We start from the raw sequence: 22,973 nt of genomic DNA, 5'->3' as shown, positions 1-22,973 counted from the left end.
CCCAATTTATTCCCAAAGAAATTATTGACAATGGCAGCATCAACTTCCCCTGTCTCTAACTGTTCAAACATCCCAGGATAACTATCGATGGGCACCAGTTCCGGCTGAATGCCATAGGCTTTAATTCTTTCTCGGAGGACTTCCTGTTGAATCCCAGAGGCGAGGATGCTGACTCTCCGTTGGTCGAGGTCTAAAATCGTCTCTAAATGAACACCCCGTCGCGCATAAATCTGTGACCAACTTGACAAAACGATGATGGTATTAAAATCAAAGACTTCATCTCGCGTGTCGGAATAGGCGACATCCACCATCAGATCGAGTTGCCCCTGTTCAATTTGTTGGAGACATTGATTCCATTCACAGGGAACATAGGTCACTGCCCAATTTTCCACACGCCCAATGTCACTCGTAATATCTACCCAAAAGCCCCGGGGTCGCCCACCTGAATCGATAAAAACCTTGGGATCATTTTGATAAACCCCCACGGTAATCGTTTTTGCTGGCTGATTTTGGGCGATCGCCTCTGTGCCAGAGAGCATCGCGGCAAGACCTAGAGCCACGAGCACAGTGCTTTTATTCATTAAATTAGGAAGTTAGTAGATGGCAACTGAGAGAACAGGCTTCTTAAGTATAATTAAGATAAAAAATTAACGGCAACAGTATTAAGTAACACAAATATTACAACGCCATTATTCGTGAATTTTTGCCAGTGAAGCATATTGTTTATGGAGTGGTGGCTAAATAGCCAACAAGTGATTAATTGTCGGCCCTAAAGTAAAGTTGGGCACAAAATTTGTAATTTTATTTTCGACTGTTTGACGGTTGACGACGCTGATTTAAAGGTTTGTTTTCAGCTAGATTTTGCTTTTTCGCCCCGGTTCTTTTTAAGAATTGGTTAAGAAAATTGATTTGCTGGGTGCGGTCGCTTATCTTTATAGGGGCGATCATACTTTTATCTTTGTGTATCGCTTTTAATCCATCACTAAGAGATTAGTATCTATGGCAAAAAAAAGTAGTTTTTGGAGTGATTTCCAAGCCTTCATCATGAGGGGCAATGTGATTGATTTGGCGGTGGCCGTCGTTATCGGTGGTGCTTTTGGCCAAATTGTCAACTCTTTAGTTGCGGATATTATTACGCCGGCAATTTTGCAACCTGCTTTGAGTGCAGCTAATTTAGATGCCCTGGGCGAATTGTCTTTTAATGGCATTAAATACGGGCTTTTTTTGGCGGCTGTAATTAACTTTTTGGTGATTGCATTTGCGATTTTCTTGGTTATTCGGGCCATCGAAAAAATGCAACGGCGATTTAACCGAGCGAAAGCCATGGAAGAAATAGACGCGCCGCCACCTGCACCAGATCCAGCAGTTGTGGCCCAAGAAAACCTCACGGCGGCCATCGAACGTCTAGCTAATTTAATGGAAAATCGTCAGCAATAGAACTGAATTCTCACAATACCTGACGGAAGGATTGCCTCCTTTGGTGGGGGCTTTTTTATGGGTGAGAAGAGGTGCCATCAAAGCCGATGTGATCGGAACTGTAGGCTTTGGGTTCGATGTGAACGGTGACCCTCGCTGGGGCGAAAATTTGCTCTAGGTGACGTTCAACTTTTTCGCTAATGGCATGGGCAGTGGCCACATCCTCGGCGGCGGCAATGAGGTGCATTTCAATAAAGACTTGCCGACCGCGCAAACCCCGTGACGCAATGTCGTGGCAATTAATCACCCCAGGAATTGTCATCACTTGTTTGTGGATTGCTTCGGGGGCGATCGCCATCTCATCGACTAACCAGGGCAAATTATCAGTGAGCACTTCCCAGGCACTTTTAAATACTAAAGCGGCCACGGGAAATGCCAGCACCACATCTAACCATTGCAGTTGGGGCAGCCCCCAAACCTTCGCTTGCCAGACCCCTAAGAGACCCAACATCACAAGGATTGTCACCCAAATATCGCTCATGGTGTGTTTGGCATCGGCGAGTAAAATCGCACTGCCTACCCTTTGGCCTGCCCGCCGCTCATAGAATGCCACAAAAATATTGATCCCCAGCACGACAATGAGCCAACTCAATTCCCCCAGGCTGATGCTGATCTCACTCTGACCAGCAATTAATTTGGCGATCGCCCCCTGTAAAATTTCAAAACAGGCAATCCCCAGAAACATCCCAATCCCCAAAGCGCCGACTGCTTCAAACTTTTGGTGCCCATAGGGGTGATCCCGGTCGGGCTCCGGTGAAGAAAACTTATTGGCAAATAAGCCCAGCACATTATTGGCGCTATCCGTAAAACTATGGAGAGCATCCGCCTGGAGACTCAGGGAACCCGTGATCAAACCCACCACAGCCTTTAACGTCATCACGAGCAAGTTCAGCCACAACGTTAACCACAACACCCGCCGTACCTCCCGACGATTATCTTGGGGCAAGTGGTGCGAGGAATGACTATGCTCTGGCATGGCGCTTATGGGGAGAAGACGGATTGAATCGCAAATCCAGCGTAACCGAAGTTGCTTAATTCACACCCCTCACCGCTGTAAACTTGTTTGAAGCTGAGTCGCCAATTGACTTTCGCTGCGACAAGGTTCTAAACAATTTAACCCTTGACACACCAGGGCAATACTCCCTGCAGGCAATTCCTGGGTGGGTTTAAGCACCACCGTATTTAACAGGGTTTTTCTGAGTTTCAACAATTGCTGCGGCTTCGCTTTTACGACGGTGCCATGCAAATACCAATCCAAAGCTAAAAGTAATGTAGGGCACTGTTGTGGGGATTTTTCGAGCACAGACCCAAAGGCCAGCAATGCATCCGTGGCGCGGTCGAGGTACTGGGTATTTTCTGTAAGCAAGAAAAGACGCATCAAATTACAGATGGCAACGCCGTTGGCCGCAGGGGTGGCATTATCTTGATAACTGCGTTCTTGGATCAAGAGTTCGGGACTTTGGCGGTTGTTGAAATATCCCTTCAAATCCGTTGACCAAAACTGCTGATCGAATTCTGTCTGGAGGGCGATCGCCTTTTCGAGCCAATGCGTCTGCTTAGGGTGATTAGTCTGCAAATCCAGTAGGGCTTTAATAAGAAAGGCATAATCTTCTGACTGGGCCATCCCGTCTGCTTCCCCATCAAAATTTAGCCGATATAAGCGCCCCCCTTGCCATTGGTGTTCGAGGATAAAATTGACACAGTTGACGGCTAATTCCCAAGCTTTTTCGAGGCCCAAAACCCCATAGATCCGCGCCAATCCCGAAATCATCAAACTATTCCAGGCCACAATTAATTTCGTATCTGTAACCGCCGGAATTCTGCCGGGCCAAGCTGTTGCCTTTGCTTCGGTGTTATCGCGGGCGGGGGGAAACTGATCGAGGGTCTGCCGGGGCGTACCATAGCGCTCTGTAAATAATTGATCAAGAATGCCTTGCAAGCTCTCCGAAATTGCTGTGGATTGCCGTCGTTTTAAAACAATTTTCCCCTCAAAATTACCGTCCGGCGCAATAAAAAATGCCTGTTCCAATTCAGCAAATTGTGCCGCAGTGAGTTGCGTCTGGAGCTCGTCATAATCCCAGACATAGAAAGCGCCTTCTTCTGGTTCTGGGTGCCCGGCATCGAGAAAACTATCGGCATCCTGAGCCGCGTAAAAATAGCCTTGGGGGGCTGTCATTTCCCGGGCGAGCCAAGCGACGGTTCCCTCTAGGGCCGTTTTAAAGGCCGGCTCCGTCACCCCCTCCGCCCACAGATTGGTGAGAAACTCAGTGATTTGCCCGTTGTCATAGAGCATTTTTTCAAAATGGGGCACCGTCCAATGGGGATCGACAGTATAGCGATGGAAGCCGCCCCCCACATGGTCATAAATTCCCCCCAGGGCAAGGTCTAAACCCCGTTTGGTACTCACTAACAAACCGTTATGGCGCGCATTCGAGGTAAAACGACTTCCCTGTAAGGCGATCGCCCCGTAGGGGATCATCGGAAAACTTGGCCCCGCATCACCCCGGCCCACAATGGCAGTACAAGGCTCTAGGCCTTTGAGAAACAGATTTTGATCGAGGAGCGCTTGGCCCTGGGGCAGTTGAGCAGAACGGTCTAAAATTGTGAAAATTTCAGTTTTAATCTCCTGGAGTTTTTCCGGCTCCTCATCAAAGAACCGTCGCAGGGACGTCAGCACATCCAAAAATCCAGGGCGATTATACCGGGGGGAAACAGGAAAATAGGTACCCCCATAAAATGGCATCAAATCAGTCGGCGTCAGGAAAATATTCAGTGGCCAGCCTCCTTGCCCCGTCATCAGTTGCAACGCTTGCATATAGATGCTGTCGATGTCTGGCCGTTCCTCGCGATCCACTTTGATTGGTAAAAAATTTTCGTTTAAATAGGTGGCAATTTCTGGATCAGAAAACGCTTCCCCTTCCATCACAGTGCACCAATGGCAGGAAGAATAACCAATGGAGAGAAAAATGGGCTTATTTTCTGCCTTTGCCTGGGCCAAAGCCTCATCACACCAATACCACCAGTCGATGGGATTATCCGCGTGCTTGCGGAGATAGAGACTTTTGGTGTCGGCCAAGCGATTCGCCATGGAAAGTGCTGCTCCTGGAAAGAATTTCTAAAGGCATTCTAGCGAATGGATTCTGTGCCAAATTTGCTGGAGTGATCAGTTAGAATCGAACAGCAATCTTTTGCCATCTATCTGCCCTCGGCCCCCTTTGGATTCATGTTAGACAAAAGCCTCGCTAGCCCCAGAGACCAATTCTTCCAAAGCTTCAGAAATTTGGGTGATTATGCCCGTCGTCCCCAGGGAGCAGCCGTCATCGGTTCTATTGCCTTGCATGGGTTGGCAGCAGCGACGATTCCCCTGTGGGCCAGCTTTGACAATGCGCCCCCAGAGTCCCAGGAGCGTTCGGTAGTGAGGGTGGTGGATTTACCCCCAGAGGTGCAAAATCGTCTCCCTTCGACAACAGCATCTTTAGATTTATCAATTTTCGAGGCGAGCCCAGATTTTAATTTGGACTTGTCTGGCTTGAATGGTCAGGGGATGGATCCCAACGGGACCTACATTACTGGCCTCAATACCCTACCAACACCCATGGCTCCCAGTTTAGGGCAAGATAGTTTTTCCTTTATTCCCCTCAGTCCGCCCCCAATCTCCAGTAGCTATACCGGGTTTGCACCACCGCCGCCCCCCCGGAATATGAGCTTTTTGCCGCCACCACCGAACGTTCCGAACCAGACCAGTTCCCAGCTTCCTAATGCACCAACAGAGACAGAGCGGGGCGCTTTACCGACCTTGACCCCCCCCAGACCCAATGGAAATTCTAGCCAACAGCAACAGTTCACGATTCCCACCAAACCCGACCCGGAATTAGTGGAACGGCAACGGCGACTCGAAGAAGAAGCGGCGATCGCCCTCCAACCCCGCACCAATAACCCCAACAGGGGCGAAGTGTACTTTGATGCCGATCTGCTTAAACCACGGGAACTGCGCAATAACAATGGCAGTAGCAATAGTAACGGTAATAGTGGCACGAATAATACGAATAATCGCCCTCCCACACCCAGCGCCAACACACCGCCCCCAAGCCAAACGGCGGCCCGCAATACAGCGGCAGTCAATCGTAGCCTGACAGGAAACTATCCCAAGGGGGCCTGTAGTAGCCAAGCTAGCGGTACCGCGACTTACAATGTCACCGTGTCCCCAGAAGGTAGTCCTTCCCAATGGAACCTGGTGCAAAGCTCTGGGACAAATGCCTTGGATAACCAAGCGAGTCAAGATATTCGTAACGCCCGTTTTGATGGGAAAAATAGCAACTACCGGGTCAGTGTGAACTATAGATACGAACCCGCTTTTTGTGCGGCGTTTATGCCGAAACCCCAACCTGCCCCCACCAATTCAACAAACTCGACTCCGGCTAATCCGCCAGCCCCAGCGCGTACGACCCCGAAAGCACCGGAGGCTTCAACTGAAACTGAGGCGATCGCCCCCGATGACAATTCCTAAGAAGAGTACAAAGCGATAATTATTTATCGACTTTTTTCCAGCAGATCGCTCCCAAAAATCAGGGAATAATCTGCTCAAAACAATAGAAAAAACAGACAAACCCAGGCCGGGCAATCAGGTTAGAATATAGAACGCCATTATTTATCTTCGTTCCATACCGCCGAAACATTTCTCCATGAAAAGTGCCTTCCTCGATCGCCTACATAGTCCTGAGCGTCCTGTCCTTGTGTTTGATGGGGCAATGGGCACCAATCTGCAAGTACAGAATTTGACGGCGGCAGATTTTGGGGGGGCCGAATATGAGGGCTGTAATGAATATTTAGTCAAAACCAAGCCGGAAGCCGTGGCGACGGTACATCGTGCTTTCCTAGCGGCTGGGGCCGATGTGATCGAAACGGATACCTTTGGTGGTACATCGGTGGTGCTCGCAGAATATGACCTTGCTGATCAGGCCTATGAGTTGAATAAAGCGGCCGCAGAACTCGCCAAAAGCGTCACGGCAGAATTTTCGACTCCCGAAAAACCCCGTTTTGTCGCCGGATCTATTGGGCCAGGGACAAAATTACCGAGCTTGGGCCACATTGATTACGACACCCTGGAAAATGCCTTTGCGGAACAGGCCGAAGGTCTCTATGATGGCGGCGCGGATCTGATGCTCGTGGAAACCTGCCAGGATGTGCTGCAAATTAAAGCGGCCCTCAATGGCATTGAACGCACCTTTACGAAAAAAGGCGATCGCCTGCCGATCATGGTCTCGGTGACGATGGAAACCATGGGCACGATGCTGGTGGGCACTGAGATTGCCGCTGCCGTTGCCATTCTCGAACCCTACAAGATCGACATTTTAGGGTTGAACTGTGCCACTGGCCCCGACCTGATGAAGGAACACGTTAAATATTTGTCGGAGCATTCCCCCTTTATCGTGTCTTGTATCCCAAACGCTGGATTGCCCGAAAACGTTGGCGGCCAGGCCCACTACAAGCTCACACCCCTCGAAATGAAGATGGCAATGATGCACTTCGTCGAGGATCTCGGTGTCCAGGTAATCGGCGGTTGTTGCGGGACGCGCCCCGAACATATTCAAGCCCTAGCAGAAATTGCGGCTGAACTCACGCCAAAAGAGCGTCACCCTGAATATGAACCCGCTGCGGCCTCGATCTATAGTCCCCAACCCTATATCCAAGACAACTCCTTTTTAATTGTTGGCGAACGCTTAAATGCCAGTGGCTCGAAAAAATGCCGCACATTATTAAACGAAGAAGATTGGGATAGCCTGGTGTCACTCGCCAAATCCCAGGTAAAAGAAGGTGCCCATGTCCTCGATGTGAACGTCGATTATGTCGGGCGGGACGGGGTGCGCGATATGCATGAATTGGCTTCTCGTTTGGTGAATAACGTCACCCTGCCCTTGATGCTTGATTCCACCGAATGGGAAAAAATGGAGGCTGGTTTAAAGGTGGCTGGCGGAAAATGTATTCTCAATTCCACCAACTATGAAGACGGTGAAGAGCGTTTTTATCAGGTGCTTTCCTTGGCGAAAAAATACGGGGCCGGGGTGGTAATCGGCACCATCGACGAAGAAGGAATGGCCCGCACCGCCGAGAAGAAATTTGAGATTGCCAAACGTGCCTATGATGCGGCGATCGCCTATGGCCTGCCCGCCCATGAAGTGTTCTTTGATCCCCTGGCTTTACCGATTTCCACGGGGATTGAGGAAGATAGAAATAACGGACAGGCGACCCTCGACGCGATTGAAAGAATTCACAAGGAATTGCCAGGATGTCACATTATCCTTGGGGTTTCTAATATTTCCTTCGGCCTAAATCCGGCGGCGCGCCAGGTGTTGAACTCTGTCTTTTTGCATGATGCGATGCAGTTGGGAATGGATTCGGCGATTGTGAGCGCCAGTAAGATTTTACCGATGGCGAAAATTGATCCAGAGCATATCAAAATTTGCCGGGATCTGATTGGCGATCGCCGCGAATTTGAGGGGGAAGTTTGCACCTACGATCCGCTAACGAAACTCACTGAATTATTTGCTGGTAAAAAAGCGAAAAAATCCGAAGCCATTGATAAAAATCTGCCTGTTAATGAACGCTTAAAACAGCACATTATTGATGGCGAACGACTTGGTTTAGAAGAGGCTTTAACTGAAGCTCTGGAGCAATATCCACCCCTTGATATTATTAATATTTTCCTGCTCGACGGCATGAAAGTTGTGGGGGAACTGTTCGGCTCTGGCCAAATGCAATTACCCTTTGTTTTGCAGTCAGCCCAAACCATGAAAGCCGCCGTTGCTTTTCTCGAACCCTACATGGATAAAGAAGAAGGCGATGATAGCGGCAAAGGTACATTTATCATTGCCACCGTGAAGGGCGATGTCCACGATATCGGTAAGAATTTAGTTGATATTATTCTGTCTAACAATGGCTATAAAGTGATTAATTTGGGCATTAAACAACCCGTTGAAAACATCATCCAAGCCTACGAAGAAAATGGTGCAGATTGTATTGCCATGAGTGGGTTGTTGGTAAAGTCCACTGCCTTTATGAAGGACAATTTAGAAGCCTTTAACGAAAAAGGCATTACCGTTCCCGTGATTTTAGGCGGAGCTGCTTTAACGCCCAAATTCGTTTATCAAGACTGTCAAAATACCTACAAAGGACAAGTGATTTACGGGAAAGATGCCTTTGCTGATCTCCATTTCATGGATAAACTCATGCCCGCTAAGGCCGAGCAGCAATGGGACGATTTTGATGGTTTCCTAGGGGACTATGCCGAGGCGAACCAGCGCACCTATAGCGGCGATGGTGAAGAAATTGCCGTCGAAGAAACCAAATCCCAAGAACCAGAAGTTATCGATACCCGTCGCTCTGAATTTGTCGAGGATAATATCGCCCGTCCCCGGCCTCCCTTCTGGGGGACAAAAATTCTCCGGGCGGAAGACCTTGATCTAGAGGAAATTTTTTGGCATCTTGATCTTCAGGCGTTATTTGTCGGTCAATGGCAATTCCGCAAAACCAAAGAACAATCTAAAGAAGAATACGATCAATTTATCCAAGACACCGTCCATCCGCTTTTAGAACAATGGAAACAAAAGGCGATCGCCGAAAAAATCCTTGATCCGACAGTGATTTATGGTTATTTCCCCTGCCAATCGGAAGGCAACACCTTGATCATTTATGATCCCGACGAATATGTCAGCGAACAGACCCTTAGCGAAGTGGCCCGCTTTGAATTTCCCCGGCAAAAATCCGGCAAACGCCTGTGCATCGCCGATTTCTTTGCGTCCACTGAATCGGGAGTTTTGGATGTATTTCCCATGCAGGCGGTGACCGTGGGGGAAATTGCGACGGAATACGCCCGAAAACTCTTTGCCGCCGACGAATACACCGATTATCTCTACTACCACGGTATCGCTGTCCAAACGGCAGAAGCCCTTGCAGAATGGTGTCACGCCCGGATTCGACGGGAATTGGGCTTTGGGGATGCTGAACCCGACAATATTAAAGATATGTTGAAACAGCGCTACCAAGGCTCTCGCTATAGTTTTGGTTATCCGGCTTGTCCGAATATCTTGGATCAATACACCCAGTTAGACCTCCTGAAAACCGACCGCATTGGCATGTACATGGACGAAAGTGAGCAAATCTATCCCGAACAATCCACCTCGGCGATCATCACTTACCACCCTGTCGCGAAATACTTCAATGTTTGATCAAGCAAAGCCAATTATTTTCTTTGATGGGGAATGCAATCTTTGCAATGGTTTTGTGGATTTGATGCTCAAAATCGACCCAGACCAAAAGTTTTATCTCGCTCCCCTCCAAGGAAAAACGGCCCAGCAATATTTACCACCCCTCCCCGAAAATCCAGAAGACTGGGCGATCGCCTATTTTGATGGGGTGAATACCTACTATGCCTCCGATGCTTGCTTGGCTATCTGTCAAAGGCTGGGCGGCCCCTGGCAACTGTTCACTTTGGCCCGACCTTTACCGCAAAACTTCCGGGATTGGCTCTATCGGCTGGTGGCGACTAACCGTTACCGCTGGTTTGGCCAACGCACCTGTCGCACCATGGATTTGACGAAACCGTCCCCATTTCTGCCCTGAACCCCTCAAACTCGGTAAGATAAAGGGCGCACTTATTTTCAGTTCCTCTACCTCAGACTCGATCAACGACCATGCGCATTAAGGAAATCCTCAACACCGCCGCCATCAACAGCACCATCACCGCCGAGGGATGGGTCAAAACCAAACGGGAATTGAAGGGATTTTCTTTCATTGAAATTAGCGACGGCTCCACGATGAATGGCCTCCAGGTGATTATCGATGGCAATCTGGCCGACTACGAAGCCATCATTAAAAAGCTCAATACAGGGGCTGCGGTTACAGCGACGGGGTTAGTGGTGGAATCTCCGGGTAAAGGGCAACGCATCGAACTCCAGGCCAAAGCGGTGACTGTCCACGGGGAAGCAGATCCGGAAACCTATCCCCTCCAGAAAAAACGCCATAGCTTTGAATTTTTGCGCACCATCGGCCACCTGCGTGGCAAGACCAATACCATGGGGGCAGTGATGCGGGTGCGGAATGCCTGTGCCACCGCAATTCACCAATTTTTCCAGGAACGGGGCTTTATCTGGGCTCACACGCCGATTATTACCGCTAGCGATTGCGAAGGGGCCGGGGAAATGTTTGCGGTTACCAATTTTGATCTGGCCAATCCGAAGCGGACAAAAGAAGGAGCCGTTGACTATGCCGAAGACTTCTTTGGGCGACCGGCTTATCTCACCGTGAGCGGTCAGTTGGAAGCAGAAGTGATGGCGATGGCTTTCAAAGATGTTTATACGTTTGGGCCGACCTTCCGGGCAGAAAACTCCAACACTTCCAGGCACTTGGCAGAGTTTTGGATGGTGGAACCGGAGATGGCCTTTTGCGATATTGTCGGCGACCAGGATTTGGCCGAGGAATTTTTGCGCTACATCTTCAAGTATGTGCTGGAAGCTTGTCCTGAAGACATGGAATTTTTCAACAAGCGCATTGATAATTCTGTCCTCGCCACGGCTCAAAATATTATCGAGAATGAGTTCGCCCGCATTACCTACACCGAGGCGATCGCCCTTTTAGAAAAAAGCAATAAAACCTTTGAATTTCCAGTGGAATGGGGGATCGATCTCCAGTCAGAACATGAGCGCTATCTCGCCGAAGACCTATTTAAAAAGCCCTTGATCGTGAGCAACTATCCAAAAGACATTAAGGCTTTTTATATGCGCCTCAATGATGACCAGAAAACCGTGGCGGCCATGGATGTGCTCGCGCCAAAAATTGGCGAAATTATTGGCGGCTCCCAACGGGAAGAACGGCTCGATGTGCTGGAACGACGCATTCAGGAGATGAACATCGAAGCAGCAGATCTGTGGTGGTATCTCGATCTACGGCGGTTTGGCACTGTTCCCCATGCGGGCTTTGGTCTTGGTTTTGAGCGCTTAGTTCAATTTATAACGGGCATGGGTAATATTCGGGATGTGATTCCTTTCCCCCGTACCCCTCTAAATGCTGAGTTTTAAGGTTTGTTCTTTAGTTTGCGATTCACAAATGAATTCAATCAAGACATGTTGATCTTGTTGAAATCTATGACATTGTTAGGGTGCAGAATAGCAGGCGATCGCCACAATAAATAAACTTGGAAATTTGGTTAGCTAAAGGTGTGATCGGATTAAAGATAAACTTCAACCTTTAGCTACATTCCAGTTGTCAGGAACTATGTTTATTGGGTCTTTAAGGCTTCTGTGATTCGCACCAAATCGTGTACCAATTCTGCTAACCGAGTTTCAATTGTTTCATCTACAATTTTCCCTTCCGCAAAAGCTTCCCGCGTCGCGTAAACAAAACGTGGCACGATTAAACAGCGGAAATCTAACATCAAATTGTTCGCAAAGGACATCACAGACATATAGCTAGATTTGCCCCCCGCAGCACAGAGAAAACCCACCGTTTTTTCTTGCCAAGACTGACCAGTGAGTTCCAAGAAGTTTTTGAGAGCAGCATTCACATCGTAATTGTAAATAGGAGTAGCGACGATGATGCCCTCGGCTTCGGCCACCATTTCATTCAATGGAGGCAGGCTTGGGTGATCGTAGGTGCTTCTCCCGGCACAAAAAGGTAAATCAAGCTTTCTAAGATCCAGCCATTGGGCAGATTTTCCTTGATTTTGCAGCAGTAATTGTGCCTGTTCTGCGAGAATTTGACTGCGGCTTTCAGGATTAAGACTCGCACCAATAATTAAATAACTCATTTGTGATCTTGCTGATTTTTATGACATAGATGACAACGTTTCTAATATAGCTTCTAAAACTCTATGATTGGGGACGGCGCGTGCGGCGATGATTCATTAAGAGGCTCATTAGGTCAGGAATTTAGACATTTTTATTGCGTCAGCAACATAGAAATTTATGCGATAATTTGCAAAATATTTTTAGCTGGCAGTTTGTTTTTAAACCAAATAATTGGGTTCGGTAAATCGTCGAATTTTACGCCCGCTTTTTGAAGGTTGAGACGGTCTGAAATGGCAATGATTAGATTGGGTTGTTCAGCACGACGAATCTGAGCGAATTTTTTCTGAAGATATTCCGGTCGCCAATAACCGACAATTTCTAAAAGATATTCCTGGCCATCGGGATGCACGAGACGAAAATCGGGAATCATTACACTCCCCGGCAACGGAATCAAATCAACTTCCCGTTCAAGTTGCCATTCGGTTTTCAGCTTTTGCCAGCCTTTCACAAACGATTCTTCGAGCATACTGTCGTAGGGTTTACCGGGAGGATAGTGGCTCACGAGATTACAACGGTCATCGAGGCTAAATTGTCCCTGGCGCATGGTGTTGCTATAGGTGTCTTTGTATTGCAGGTGGGCCTCTAGTTGCCATTTGCTCACATGGAGCAGGGCCGGAATCATTTTGGCGATCGCCAAGCCATAGCGGGTACTGGCCTTAAATAAACTGGTGGGGCCATCGATGGTGATTGTAAAGCCCGTGTCCGCATCCCCTTCGATGTAGGTCATCAGTTGAAAAAGCTTTAGGTAGCGGAACAGCAGCTTGTATTCCCCTGGGTCATTGCGGTGGGCGTGGATAATGAGCTGGCTCGCCTTGTAAAAAATGCCCTGGACTTGGGAGAGGTTGTAGCGGTCGATGAGGGTTTCTGGGCTGGGGGCCGTAAACTCCGTAAGAATATGATTTTCGGGTAAATCGGCATAGAGACCAGCGGCGATGGCTGCGGGGGTGACGGATTGATCCGGGGCTTGGCTGAGTTCGGTGGTGATCGCCTCCAGGATTTTGAATTGTTGTTCGGGAATTGGCATCGTTGCAGCGGCCTGGGCAAACACCTTTTCCCGCAACATCTGGGGTTCGAGGGGGCTGACAATTTCAAAGGTGCTGAAATGATTTTTCAACAGGTGGGCCAAACCCCGCTGCACTTTAAAATCGGTGCTATCTCCTTCGATTTCCTGGAGTTCCGCCTGGAGGACTTTTTTCTGTTCCCCCTGACACCGTTGAAAACAGTCTATTAAGGTTTCAGCTAAGGCGATCGCCTGCTTGTTGGGAGCTAAATATTTCGGGATGAGGCTCTCCCCCTGGCGACGGTGCATGAGTAAATCCGTGGGCAGCATAAAAATCGTAAAATTTGTAACAAAACGTCGGCGCGAATAATCCGTCCCAATGGCCCGTTCAACCGGGCAAAATCGCCCAAAGCAGGTTAAATCCAGACTTCAGATTACCTTAACAAATCCGTTATCTTAGATATAGAAAAATTATTAATCTGCCAAAAAACGCAAGATTACCGCCTGGGATGGAAGACTTACTCACCGTAGCCCGCACAACCTATCGCCCCCTAGAATGCCGTCCCGACAGTTACAGAGGTTGGTATCAGCAGGGACAACTCCGCTGGCTCGAAGGCGATGTTGACGAAGCATTGCTGTGCTATCATCGCGCCCTCGAATATTATCCCACCGACTATTGGGCCTGGTATCACCTGGCGATCGCCCACGAAAAATTAGGCCATGTGGATGAGGCGATCGCCGCCTACCAACGGGCCTGTGCCATTGGCCCAGAAAACTATTGGTCTTGGTATGACCAGGGTTGCCTCTACATGGAAGTCCTCCAGGTTTACACCCAGGCGATCGCCTGTTTTGAAAAAGCCCTCGCCGCCCAACCCAACGACTATTGGGCGATTTATCGTCAAGGGGAATGTTGGCGACTCCTGGGCCGTCAGGATCGTGCTGTGACTGCCTATGACCGTGCCCTCGAATTTCGCCCTGGAGATTATTGGTGTTGGTATCGTCGAGGCGATGCCCTCCAAGCCTGGGGAAAACCAGAAGCGGCCCTGGCCAGCTACGACCAAGCCCTCAACGCGAAACCCAATGATTTTTGGGCCTGGTACCAACGGGGAAACACCCTCGCAAGTTTGGGGGATTACCCAGCGGCGATCGCCGCCTTTACCCAAGCCCTAATTGATGCCCCCGACGATGCAGAAACTTGGTATGCCCAAGCCCGTTGTTTGGCCCAGATCGGTGATGACCAAGGGGCTTTTTGGAGTTTAGAAAAGGCGATCGCCCTCGACCCGCTGACCTATTTCCCCCAAGCAGAAACGGCTCCCTGTTTTGCATTCATGCGGTCTTTAGCTCCTTGGGAAAATCTCCAACAGTTAGCTCAGTCCACCCAAGCCTAGACCATGGTTTTACTGGCGGGCGTTGATGAGGTGGGCCGGGGCTGTTTGTTTGGGCCGGTGGTAGCTGCAGTAGTGGTGGTCAATGCAACCCAGGAAAAAGCCCTGGGGGAGCTTGGTGTGACCGATAGTAAAAAGCTGTCGGCCAAACGACGGGAAACCCTCATGCCCCAAATTCAGGCTCTGGTAACCGACTGGGCGATCGCCTCGGCATCGGTGGCCGAAATTGACCAGCTTAATATCTTGCAGGCAACGTTTCTGGCGATGACCCGTGCTGTTGAAAAATTACAAATTAAACCCACGGAAATTTTTGTTGATGGCCACCAAACTATTCCTAAACTGAATTACCCCCAAGAGGCGATTATCCAAGGGGACAGTAAAATAAAGGCGATCGCCGCCGCCAGTATCCTCGCTAAAGTGCAACGGGATCAAGACATTATTCAATTGGCAGAGCATTATCCTGAATATGATTTAGCCAATAACAAAGGCTATGGCACCCAAAAACATCGCCAAGCCATTTGGCAATACGGACTGACGCCCCACCACCGCCAAAGTTTTAAAATTCAGCCGCCGCCCCAACAGCTCGAACTCTTGCCGGAGCAGGAATAAAGCCGATACAGTGGGAGGCTAAAGCCCACCCCGTTTGGTCTGCCCCCATGAAGCTTGCGACGACCCTAGAGGCGATTCTCTACATCAAAGCCCAACCCCTGAGCCTGGAAGAATTGGCCGATACCGCTGGACAACCCCGGCACCTGGTGGCCGACGCTCTTTTGGAATTGATGGATGATTATGCCCACCGGGACAGCGCCCTTGAAGTGGTAGAAACCCCCACCGGATTTAGCCTGCAACTGCGGGAAAGCTTTCAAGCCCTCGTGACGAATCTCATCCCCACAGAGTTAAGCATTGGTGCCCAAAGAACCCTGGCGGCGATCGCCTTAAAATCACCAATTCTACAAACGGAACTGATCGAATTGCGGGGTAGTGGTGCCTACCAACATATCCAAGATCTTTTGGCCCAGGGCTTTATTAAACGGCGACGGCAGCAAGAGGGGCGTTCCTATTGGCTCGAAGTGAGCGCGAAATTTCACCAATACTTTGAATTTGATGCTGAGGATCTAGGGCTATCCCCCAACCTTCCAGAAACCCCTTAATCTCCCCTTAAAACCGCGATCCATTGTCAAGAAATGTCACCCCGTCTGATACCCTACAGACAAACTATTTTCTTCGTTTGCGATCGCCATGCGTATAGCTCTGTTTACCGAAACCTTTTTGCCGAAAGTCGATGGGATTGTCACCAGACTGCGCCACACCGTAGATCATCTCCAACGCAGCGGAGATCAAGTAATGGTATTTTGTCCCGACGGTGGCCTGCGGGAACATAAAGGAGCCGTGGTCTACGGCGTTAAAGGCAATCCTCTCCCCTTATATCCCGAACTAAAAATGGCATTTCCTGGGCCTTCGGTGGGGCGTGCCCTAGAGGAATTTCAGCCGGATCTCATTCATGTGGTCAACCCCGCAATCCTTGGCTTGGGGGGGATTTTCTTCGCGAAAAAACTCCACATTCCCCTGATCGCCTCCTACCATACCCACCTGCCCCAATATCTCCAACATTACGGCCTCGGTGCCCTCGAAGGATTGCTCTGGGAACTCCTCAAAGCGGCCCATAACCAAGCGGAATTAAACCTCTGTACTTCCACAGCAATGGTCGAAGAACTCCGGAGCCATGGCATTAAAAACCTGGATCTGTGGCAGCGGGGCGTAGATACAGAGATGTTCCAGCCCAGTTTGAAGTCTGAGAAGATGCGCGATCGCCTTTCCCAGGGACACCCGGAAGCGCCTTTGTTACTTTATGTGGGACGGGTGTCTGCGGAGAAACAAATTGATCAAATTAAACCCGTCCTCGAAGCGATTCCTGGATCGCGCTTGGCGATCGTCGGTGATGGCCCCTACCGCACTGAACTAGAAGCCCATTTTGCGGGCACCAATACCCACTTTGTCGGTTATCTGCAGGGTTTAGAACTGGCGTCTGCTTTTGCTTCTGCTGATGCTTTTGTGTTCCCGTCTCGCACAGAAACCCTTGGCTTAGTCCTCCTCGAAGCGATGGCGGCGGGTTGTCCGGTGGTGGCAGCTAATTCCGGTGGCATTCCTGATATCGTCACCGATGGCGAAAATGGTTATATGTTTGACCCCCAAGATCCTGACGGAGCCGTAAAAGCAACCCAACAACTCTTAGCGATGGATGCAACCCAACGGGAAATGCTCCGGGTACAAGCCCGCCAGGAAGCGGAAAAATGGGGTTGGGCAGCGGCAACGGCACAATTACAGAGTTACTACCAGCAAGTTTTAGAAAAAAGTAAGCCCCTATCCCTAGCTGCCTAGGCCAGACTGCCGACATTTTTAGCCCCAAAAAGCGTTTGCCGCTACCCTAAAGGCATTTAGCTGTGATTGCAGGTGGTTTCGATTGCAATGTTTATTAATCTTCTGATTTTCTGTGGGGTGGTGGCGATCGCCTTTGGTTTGTTTCGGGTCGGTCTGCCGCGCTTCAAAACGTTTAAAAATTTTGCCCAGCGTTTTTTGCCCGCAATTGGTGTTTTGATTCTCCTCTTGGGCGCTAATTTACTAGGGGCTTACCAAGCAAAGCAAACCTTACAATTCACTGCTGATTTACCACCGATTACGACCTTGGCAACTCTCCGGGAAATTGAAGCAGGTCAACCTGTGGCGGTGGTGGCGGTGGCCAGCCCTGATAACCCGGTGCGGGGTCGAAACAATGAATATCTGGCCTATGTAGATGACAATGGTCTTTGGACGCCCCAAAGGATTCTGTTCGATCTCGATGATGCTCAGATTGCCATGGACGATGACGCCTATAAAGTGCGCAATTGGCCCCTAGACCGAAATCTACGTTTTCTCAATCCTCGGCAACAGGTGGTGATTATTGGCGAAAAAGAAGAATTTACGCGGGTCACTGGCCCCCAAAAAGGTGAAGTTACCCACAGCGTTGAGGGGATCTTAATTTTTGCCGGTTCCCACCAAGCCTTTTTACAGGATCTACAGCGGCGGATCTGGGGGCCAAGGATCATGGTAGGACTGAATGCTTTTGCTCTGGGGGCGATCGCCCTCTCGACCCTTGTGGCTGCTTTTCGGGTGACGGGCCGTAAACTCCCCCAAGACGCCCAAGAAACCCCAAATTTTTGAACCTGAAATTTTTCAACGGGGCAGGAGCACCAAGATAGAGGATTCCCTAGGATCAAGATTGCTTTTAGGGCGATCAACATTAACTTTTTTAACAAACTTGTTAAGGTCTATTGCGAGATTTTCTGAAACCTTGGCGATCGCCTGCACGCCCCAGATAGTCCGTGATACCATGCCCAACGTATAGTTCATCACGAGACGAGGAGCAAAGCCTTGGTACTACGGGTCGCTGTTGTGGGAGGAGGGCCAGCCGGTTCTTCCGCCGCCGAAATCTTAGCTAAAGCTGGCATCGAAACCTACATTTTCGAGCGCAAACTGGACAATGCCAAACCCTGCGGTGGGGCGATTCCCCTCTGTATGGTTGACGAATTTGACTTACCCCCAGAGATCATCGACCGTCGCGTGCGGAAAATGAAGATGATTTCCCCTTCCAATATCGAAGTCAACATTGGTCAAACCCTCAAGGACGACGAATACATCGGGATGTGTCGCCGCGAAGTGATGGATAGCTTCATGCGCAACCGGGCCGCTGACCTCGGCGCAACGCTGATCAACGGCACCGTCTTTAAGCTTGAAATTCCCAACAACAATACTGATCCCTACGTTCTCCACTACTCCGACCACTCCAACGGCGAAGTGAAAGGGGAAATGAAAACCCTGAAAGTGGATCTGGTGATTGGTGCTGATGGGGCCAACTCCCGTGTCGCCAAAGCCATCGATGCTGGTGATTATAACTATGCGATCGCCTTCCAGGAGCGAATCCGTCTCCCCGAAGACAAAATGGCCTACTACGAAGAACTGGCCGAAATGTACGTCGGTGACGATGTCTCCCCTGACTTCTACGCTTGGGTCTTCCCGAAATATGACCACGTGGCTGTCGGGACAGGCACCATGAAAGTCAACCAAGCCAAAATCAAGCAATTACAAGCTGGCATCCGGGCCCGCGCGGCGAAACGCCTCGAAGGTGGTGAAATCATCAAAGTAGAAGCCCACCCCATTCCCGAACACCCCAGACCCCGGCGCGTTGTCGGTCGTGTCGCCCTCGTTGGTGATGCAGCCGGTACTGTCACCAAGTCCTCTGGTGAAGGCATTTACTTTGCGGCCAAATCAGCGCGGATGTGTGCCGAGGTGATCGTCGAAGCTTCTAACAATGGTCAGCGCGTTCCCACCGAAGCTGATCTCAAGCAATACCTGAAGCGTTGGGATAAGCAGTATGGTGCGACTTACCTCGTCCTGGACATTCTCCAGCGGGTTTTCTACCGTTCCGATGCCACCCGCGAAGCCTTTGTGGAAATGTGTGCTGACATCGATGTGCAGAAGCTCACCTTTGACAGCTATCTGTACAAGACCGTCGTCCCCGCTAATCCTCTCAAGCAGATGAAGATTACCGCGAAAACCATTGGTAGTCTGCTGCGGGGTAATGCTTTAGCACCCTAGTTGTGCCTGTGGATCTCAAATTAACAGATTAAATAGTTGACTTTTCGGGGGGAGCATTTTTATGACCCCCTATTTTTTGTTGTAAATAAAAACAAGTAAACCTTGATTTCTATCTTTGGTGTCCCTAGGCTAAACAACAGTATCCCCTAGCATTATCATTTAGGGTGCATTGATCGCTTTGCCACGAGATGAATTATCGGCAACGTCTCACTATTTTCTATGGATTTGCCCTATTGTTTGTGGGGGGGCTAGTGAGTGCCCTGGTGGGTCAACAGGCGATTGTTAGCAATAAAGCCGCCGCCGCTGAACATCTGGGGGACATTAATCGTCAGTTTGCGAGTCTGTTGGATCTGCGAATGTGGGCAAGGCTCAATGAAGTCAAAACCCTCGCGGTGATTCCTGTTTTTGGCGATCGCCAACGGGATCCCGAAGCCAGACGGCTCTTGGAACAAGCCCAAGAATTCGTACCCATGTTTACCTGGATCGGCTTTCTCGATCCCCAGGGAACCGTCAGCATTGCCACCGACCGAATCCTCGAAGGCCAGTCCATTGCCAGTCGCCCAGTTTTTCAGGAGGGCCGCCAAGGAGAATTTATCGGGGATGTCCATGACGCAGTGTTATTGGCCAATAAATTTCCCCTTCTTCCCAACGGAGAACCAATTCAATTTGTCGATATTGCAATACCAGTCGAGAGCATTGATGGGGTGTTTCAGGGAGTCCTCGCCGCCCACTTAAGCTGGGAATGGGCCGATAATACCCAGTCAACTTTAATGGAGCCCATCGCTGGGGAAAGGCAAAAAGAACTCTTCATCATTTCTGCTGAGGGAAATAAACTGCTTGGCCCAGAGGAATGGAATGATGGAACATTGATGGGTTTTTTGCCCCTTGAGGAGCTCGCCCCAGGTGAATCCCGTTCCCTCGTGTTGCGTTGGCCCGGCGGCACCCGTTATTTAACGGATATTCGTCGCACCCAAGGTTATCAAAATTACCCTGGTTTAGGTTGGTTTACGGTGGCCAGACAACCAGAGGCGATCGCCCTCGCCCCAGCCCGCAGCTTAGCCCGCAATATCTGGGTGTATTCCTTAATGATTGGCAGTTTATCCATTGTGGGGATTTGGTATTTATCCGGTTGGCTGAGTCGTCCCTTGCGCCGTCTGAGTCGCATGAGCCAACAACTATGGTCTACGCCAGAAACGCCTATTTCTTCTCGGTATCGTGCCCCAGATGAGATCCAGACCGTAGAGCAAACCATCCGCCACCTCCAGTACGAAGGCGAACAGCAAAAAAAGCTCGGCAGTTGGCAGAACAAGCCTCCCGCCGTGACCCCCTTACAGGTCTCACCAATCGCGAAGGTTTACGGTTGTTTCTCGCAGATTACCCAGAAGAGACAATTCCCAATGATCAAGCCCTGGCAGTGCTGGCCCTCGATCTTGATGGGTTTAAGCAGGTCAATGATCACCACGGCCACGGCGTGGGGGATGAGCTTTTAAAAGCGGTGGCCAATCGGTTGCGTATGGAATTGCGGGTTGGCCAAGCCGGGGTTCGACTTGGGGGCGATGAGTTTTTATTGTTATTGCCTCTGCCCATGGCGCAAGCTGAAAATATTGCGAGGATCATTGCCCAAAAAGTTTTATTCGCCCTGACCCAGCCCTTTGAACTGAGTCACCATACCGTCGAAATTGGCACGAGCATCGGTTTAGCAATCTGGCCCATTGACCATGAAGATGTGTTGCTGGTTTTAGACTTCGCGGATAAAGCGCTTTATCAAGCTAAACAGGCTGGCAAGCGCCGCTATATCCGTTGGAAGGCCATGTGAACTACCCCGCCGCAAGCAGCGAGGCTTCCTACCCAAAGAATAGCTTTCTATTCCGAGGAATAGCGAGTCTTATATTCTGGCGATAGGCGGACTCCCCGGTTCCCGGGGACAAAAATCACGGTTACAAAAAATACTTTGTATGTGTTTAGCTTGGGCTTGGTTTTCGCTATCCGTTGCCGTGTCAACGATATGATTATAGAGCATTAATTACGCCCCAAGGGGCGGGATTTCAACCCTTTGTCGTTAAATCCGCTTAGACTTGGATTTTAGCATTCGTTGATTCATCAAGTCGATGCAATATCTCATGGCCGTTACCACCGTCAGCAGTCGCCAGGAAGCCCAGGCGATCGCCAAACAAATTATGGATCTCCGTCTCGCGGCTTGTATCCAGATCAACGAGATTGAAAGCTTTTATTATTGGGAAGGCCAACTACAGCAAGAACCAGAATTTCGACTCCTCTTTAAGACCACTGCGGCCCAATATGCTGCTTTAGAAACCGCGATCAAAGACCACCACCCCTATGAACTGCCCGCCATTTACGCGATCGCCCTTGATCAAGTAGAAACCGCCTATGGCCATTGGATCGATACCAATGTCACCTCCGAGCATACCTAACCGAATCACTTCTAGGCCATGGTCTTTAGCCGCGACCAAAGGAGTTGTGTTAGCATTTTTTGGGTACTGTACTTCGTCACAGGAAACACTAGGGACGCGCCCACCGGGTGAATTCATCGCGTCTGTACCGTGAATCTTGTTAACGTTTGATAAAATTTTCTTTAACAACCCTGGGGAACCCGCTTTAATTCTTTTATTGAAGCCCCCAGCCGTGAGCTTGCAGTTTTATGTCTTTGTCGCGAATCATTAGTGGTGTAGTGGCGATCGCCCTGGCCTTGACCCTCATTGTCTTGGGGGGATGGTACTTTACCTTGGGAATGGGCATCCTCGTCTTTCTCGGCCAACAGGAATACTTCCGGATGGTTCGGGCAAAGGGATTAGCACCAGCGGTAAAAACCACCCTAGTCGTGTCTCAATTGTTGCTTGTGATTGCGACCTTGAGTCCGAGCCTTGCTGACGCCCTTTTTCCCCTCGCCGGGACGTTTATCTGCTTTTATCTTCTATTCCAGCCCAAAATGGCAACCATTGCCGATCTCTCCACCTCAATTTTGGGACTCTTTTACGGCGGTTATATGCCCAGCTACTGGGTACGACTGAGGATGGGCAGCCTCGCAGAAACGGAAGCCGTGAGTAACTTACCCTTCTATGGCTATCTTCCGGCTTCCTGGGGAGAGTGGTTTAATTTGCCCCAGGCCCTCAAGTTGACCTTTGTCGTGATGGTTTGTATTTGGGCCGCCGACATTGGGGCTTACTTCATGGGCAAATGGCTAGGAAAAACGAAACTCTCGGCCATTAGCCCCAAAAAGACCGTCGAAGGGGCTGTATTTGGAGCCTTGGGGACTATCTTCGTGGCGATCGCCGGTGCTTGGTATTTGGATTGGTCATGGTGGCCCATTACAGGCGCACTCCTGGGGCTGCTCATTAGCGTCACCACCCTGCTCGGAGATTTAACCGAATCCATCATGAAACGGGATGCAGGCTTTAAGGATTCTGGACAGTTGATTCCGGGCCACGGCGGCATCCTCGACCGCACCGATAGCTATGTCTTTACTGCGCCAGTCGTTTATCTGTTCGTGACTATTTTTCTGCCGATTTTTGGCTCCTAAACAGCAACCCTTAAAAATATGAGTCGTCAAGCAAAAGAGATCTCCACCCATTCGGGAGATCCGTGGCAGTCAGTCCGAAAGTTGAGGAGAAATCAAAAAAT

Annotated in this window: 20 protein-coding genes; 14 read left to right on the top strand and 6 right to left on the bottom strand. The window is 49.8% G+C overall.

Features of this window, described 5'->3' with window-relative positions:
* On the bottom strand, window positions 1-581 hold a 581-nt coding region (locus AACR41_RS04560), incomplete at its 3' end, for a transporter substrate-binding domain-containing protein (RefSeq protein ID WP_152551016.1).
* Window positions 582-999: 418 nt separating this feature from the next.
* On the opposite strand from AACR41_RS04560, the gene mscL reads away from it, so the two are divergent.
* Entirely contained in the window at window positions 1,000-1,437 is a 438-nt protein-coding gene (gene mscL / locus AACR41_RS04555; RefSeq protein ID WP_012308058.1) for a large conductance mechanosensitive channel protein MscL, read from the top strand.
* 55 nt (window positions 1,438-1,492) lie between these two features.
* Here mscL and AACR41_RS04550 read toward each other — a convergent pair whose 3' ends face one another.
* Window positions 1,493-2,452, bottom strand: coding sequence for a cation diffusion facilitator family transporter (locus tag AACR41_RS04550; protein WP_012308059.1), 960 nt, complete (start codon window positions 2,450-2,452; stop codon window positions 1,493-1,495).
* A gap of 69 nt (window positions 2,453-2,521) precedes the next feature.
* Window positions 2,522-4,564 (bottom strand): thioredoxin domain-containing protein, encoded by a 2,043-nt coding sequence (locus AACR41_RS04545; protein ID WP_030007656.1) that lies wholly within the window; start codon window positions 4,562-4,564, stop codon window positions 2,522-2,524.
* Between the two features lie 135 nt (window positions 4,565-4,699).
* Between AACR41_RS04545 and AACR41_RS04540 the strand changes: the two genes are divergently transcribed.
* From AACR41_RS04540 to asnS, 4 genes are all read left to right on the top strand, one after another.
* Window positions 4,700-5,983, top strand: coding sequence for a TonB family protein (locus AACR41_RS04540; protein WP_084150022.1), 1,284 nt, complete (start codon window positions 4,700-4,702; stop codon window positions 5,981-5,983).
* 175 nt (window positions 5,984-6,158) lie between these two features.
* Window positions 6,159-9,701 (top strand): methionine synthase, encoded by a 3,543-nt coding sequence (metH, locus tag AACR41_RS04535; protein ID WP_030007654.1) that lies wholly within the window; start codon window positions 6,159-6,161, stop codon window positions 9,699-9,701.
* Window positions 9,694-10,095 (top strand): thiol-disulfide oxidoreductase DCC family protein, encoded by a 402-nt coding sequence (locus tag AACR41_RS04530; RefSeq protein ID WP_012308063.1) that lies wholly within the window; start codon window positions 9,694-9,696, stop codon window positions 10,093-10,095. Before metH ends, AACR41_RS04530 begins: the two co-directional genes overlap by 8 nt.
* A 71-nt stretch (window positions 10,096-10,166) precedes the next feature.
* Window positions 10,167-11,549, top strand: a complete 1,383-nt coding sequence (gene asnS / locus AACR41_RS04525; protein WP_030007652.1) for an asparagine--tRNA ligase — start codon at window positions 10,167-10,169, stop codon at window positions 11,547-11,549.
* 200 nt (window positions 11,550-11,749) lie between these two features.
* Here the strand turns inward: asnS and AACR41_RS04520 are convergent, their stop codons facing one another.
* Both AACR41_RS04520 and AACR41_RS04515 read right to left on the bottom strand, forming a co-directional pair.
* The gene (locus AACR41_RS04520; protein ID WP_030007651.1) at window positions 11,750-12,277 is read right to left on the bottom strand and encodes an NADPH-dependent FMN reductase; all 528 of its coding nucleotides are present in this window, start codon (window positions 12,275-12,277) and stop codon (window positions 11,750-11,752) included.
* A gap of 155 nt (window positions 12,278-12,432) precedes the next feature.
* Window positions 12,433-13,647, bottom strand: coding sequence for a DUF790 family protein (locus AACR41_RS04515; protein WP_030007650.1), 1,215 nt, complete (start codon window positions 13,645-13,647; stop codon window positions 12,433-12,435).
* 179 nt (window positions 13,648-13,826) lie between these two features.
* Between AACR41_RS04515 and AACR41_RS04510 the strand changes: the two genes are divergently transcribed.
* The 5 genes from AACR41_RS04510 (at window position 13,827) to AACR41_RS04490 (ending at window position 17,900) form a co-directional block, all read left to right on the top strand.
* Window positions 13,827-14,705, top strand: coding sequence for a tetratricopeptide repeat protein (locus AACR41_RS04510; protein WP_030007649.1), 879 nt, complete (start codon window positions 13,827-13,829; stop codon window positions 14,703-14,705).
* 3 nt (window positions 14,706-14,708) lie between these two features.
* A complete protein-coding gene (locus AACR41_RS04505; RefSeq protein ID WP_030007648.1) occupies window positions 14,709-15,311 on the top strand; it encodes a ribonuclease HII in 603 nt (200 codons plus the stop codon).
* Window positions 15,312-15,358: 47 nt separating this feature from the next.
* The gene (gene scpB, locus AACR41_RS04500) at window positions 15,359-15,853 is read left to right on the top strand and encodes an SMC-Scp complex subunit ScpB (RefSeq protein WP_012308069.1); all 495 of its coding nucleotides are present in this window, start codon (window positions 15,359-15,361) and stop codon (window positions 15,851-15,853) included.
* Window positions 15,854-15,941: 88 nt separating this feature from the next.
* The gene (locus AACR41_RS04495; protein ID WP_030007647.1) at window positions 15,942-17,081 is read left to right on the top strand and encodes a glycosyltransferase family 4 protein; all 1,140 of its coding nucleotides are present in this window, start codon (window positions 15,942-15,944) and stop codon (window positions 17,079-17,081) included.
* Between the two features lie 87 nt (window positions 17,082-17,168).
* Complete coding sequence (locus tag AACR41_RS04490) at window positions 17,169-17,900, top strand: hypothetical protein (RefSeq protein WP_062435882.1); 732 nt, start codon at window positions 17,169-17,171, stop codon at window positions 17,898-17,900.
* A gap of 12 nt (window positions 17,901-17,912) precedes the next feature.
* On the opposite strand, the gene AACR41_RS04485 is transcribed toward AACR41_RS04490, so the two are convergent.
* On the bottom strand, window positions 17,913-18,089 hold the full coding sequence (locus AACR41_RS04485) for a hypothetical protein (protein WP_156785476.1): 177 nt from the start codon (window positions 18,087-18,089) through the stop codon (window positions 17,913-17,915).
* Window positions 18,090-18,110: 21 nt separating this feature from the next.
* Here AACR41_RS04485 and chlP point away from each other — a divergent pair, with 21 nt between their 5' ends.
* The 4 genes from chlP to AACR41_RS04465 all read left to right on the top strand — a co-directional run bounded on the left by chlP (window position 18,111) and on the right by AACR41_RS04465 (window position 22,872).
* The gene (chlP, locus tag AACR41_RS04480) at window positions 18,111-19,334 is read left to right on the top strand and encodes a geranylgeranyl reductase (RefSeq protein ID WP_030007645.1); all 1,224 of its coding nucleotides are present in this window, start codon (window positions 18,111-18,113) and stop codon (window positions 19,332-19,334) included.
* Window positions 19,335-20,631: 1,297 nt separating this feature from the next.
* A complete protein-coding gene (locus AACR41_RS04475) occupies window positions 20,632-21,150 on the top strand; it encodes a GGDEF domain-containing protein (protein ID WP_084150021.1) in 519 nt (172 codons plus the stop codon).
* 292 nt (window positions 21,151-21,442) lie between these two features.
* On the top strand, window positions 21,443-21,766 hold the full coding sequence (cutA, locus tag AACR41_RS04470) for a divalent-cation tolerance protein CutA (RefSeq protein WP_030007644.1): 324 nt from the start codon (window positions 21,443-21,445) through the stop codon (window positions 21,764-21,766).
* A gap of 227 nt (window positions 21,767-21,993) precedes the next feature.
* The gene (locus tag AACR41_RS04465) at window positions 21,994-22,872 is read left to right on the top strand and encodes a phosphatidate cytidylyltransferase (protein WP_030007643.1); all 879 of its coding nucleotides are present in this window, start codon (window positions 21,994-21,996) and stop codon (window positions 22,870-22,872) included.
* Window positions 22,873-22,973 lie beyond the last annotated feature (101 nt).

Origin of the sequence: Picosynechococcus sp. NKBG042902 (assembly GCF_963864045.1) — a bacterium.
Taxonomy (GTDB): domain Bacteria; phylum Cyanobacteriota; class Cyanobacteriia; order Cyanobacteriales; family MRBY01; genus MRBY01.
The sequence above is the reverse complement of the archived record's forward strand: the minus strand, read 5'-3'. Positions and strand labels throughout refer to the sequence as shown.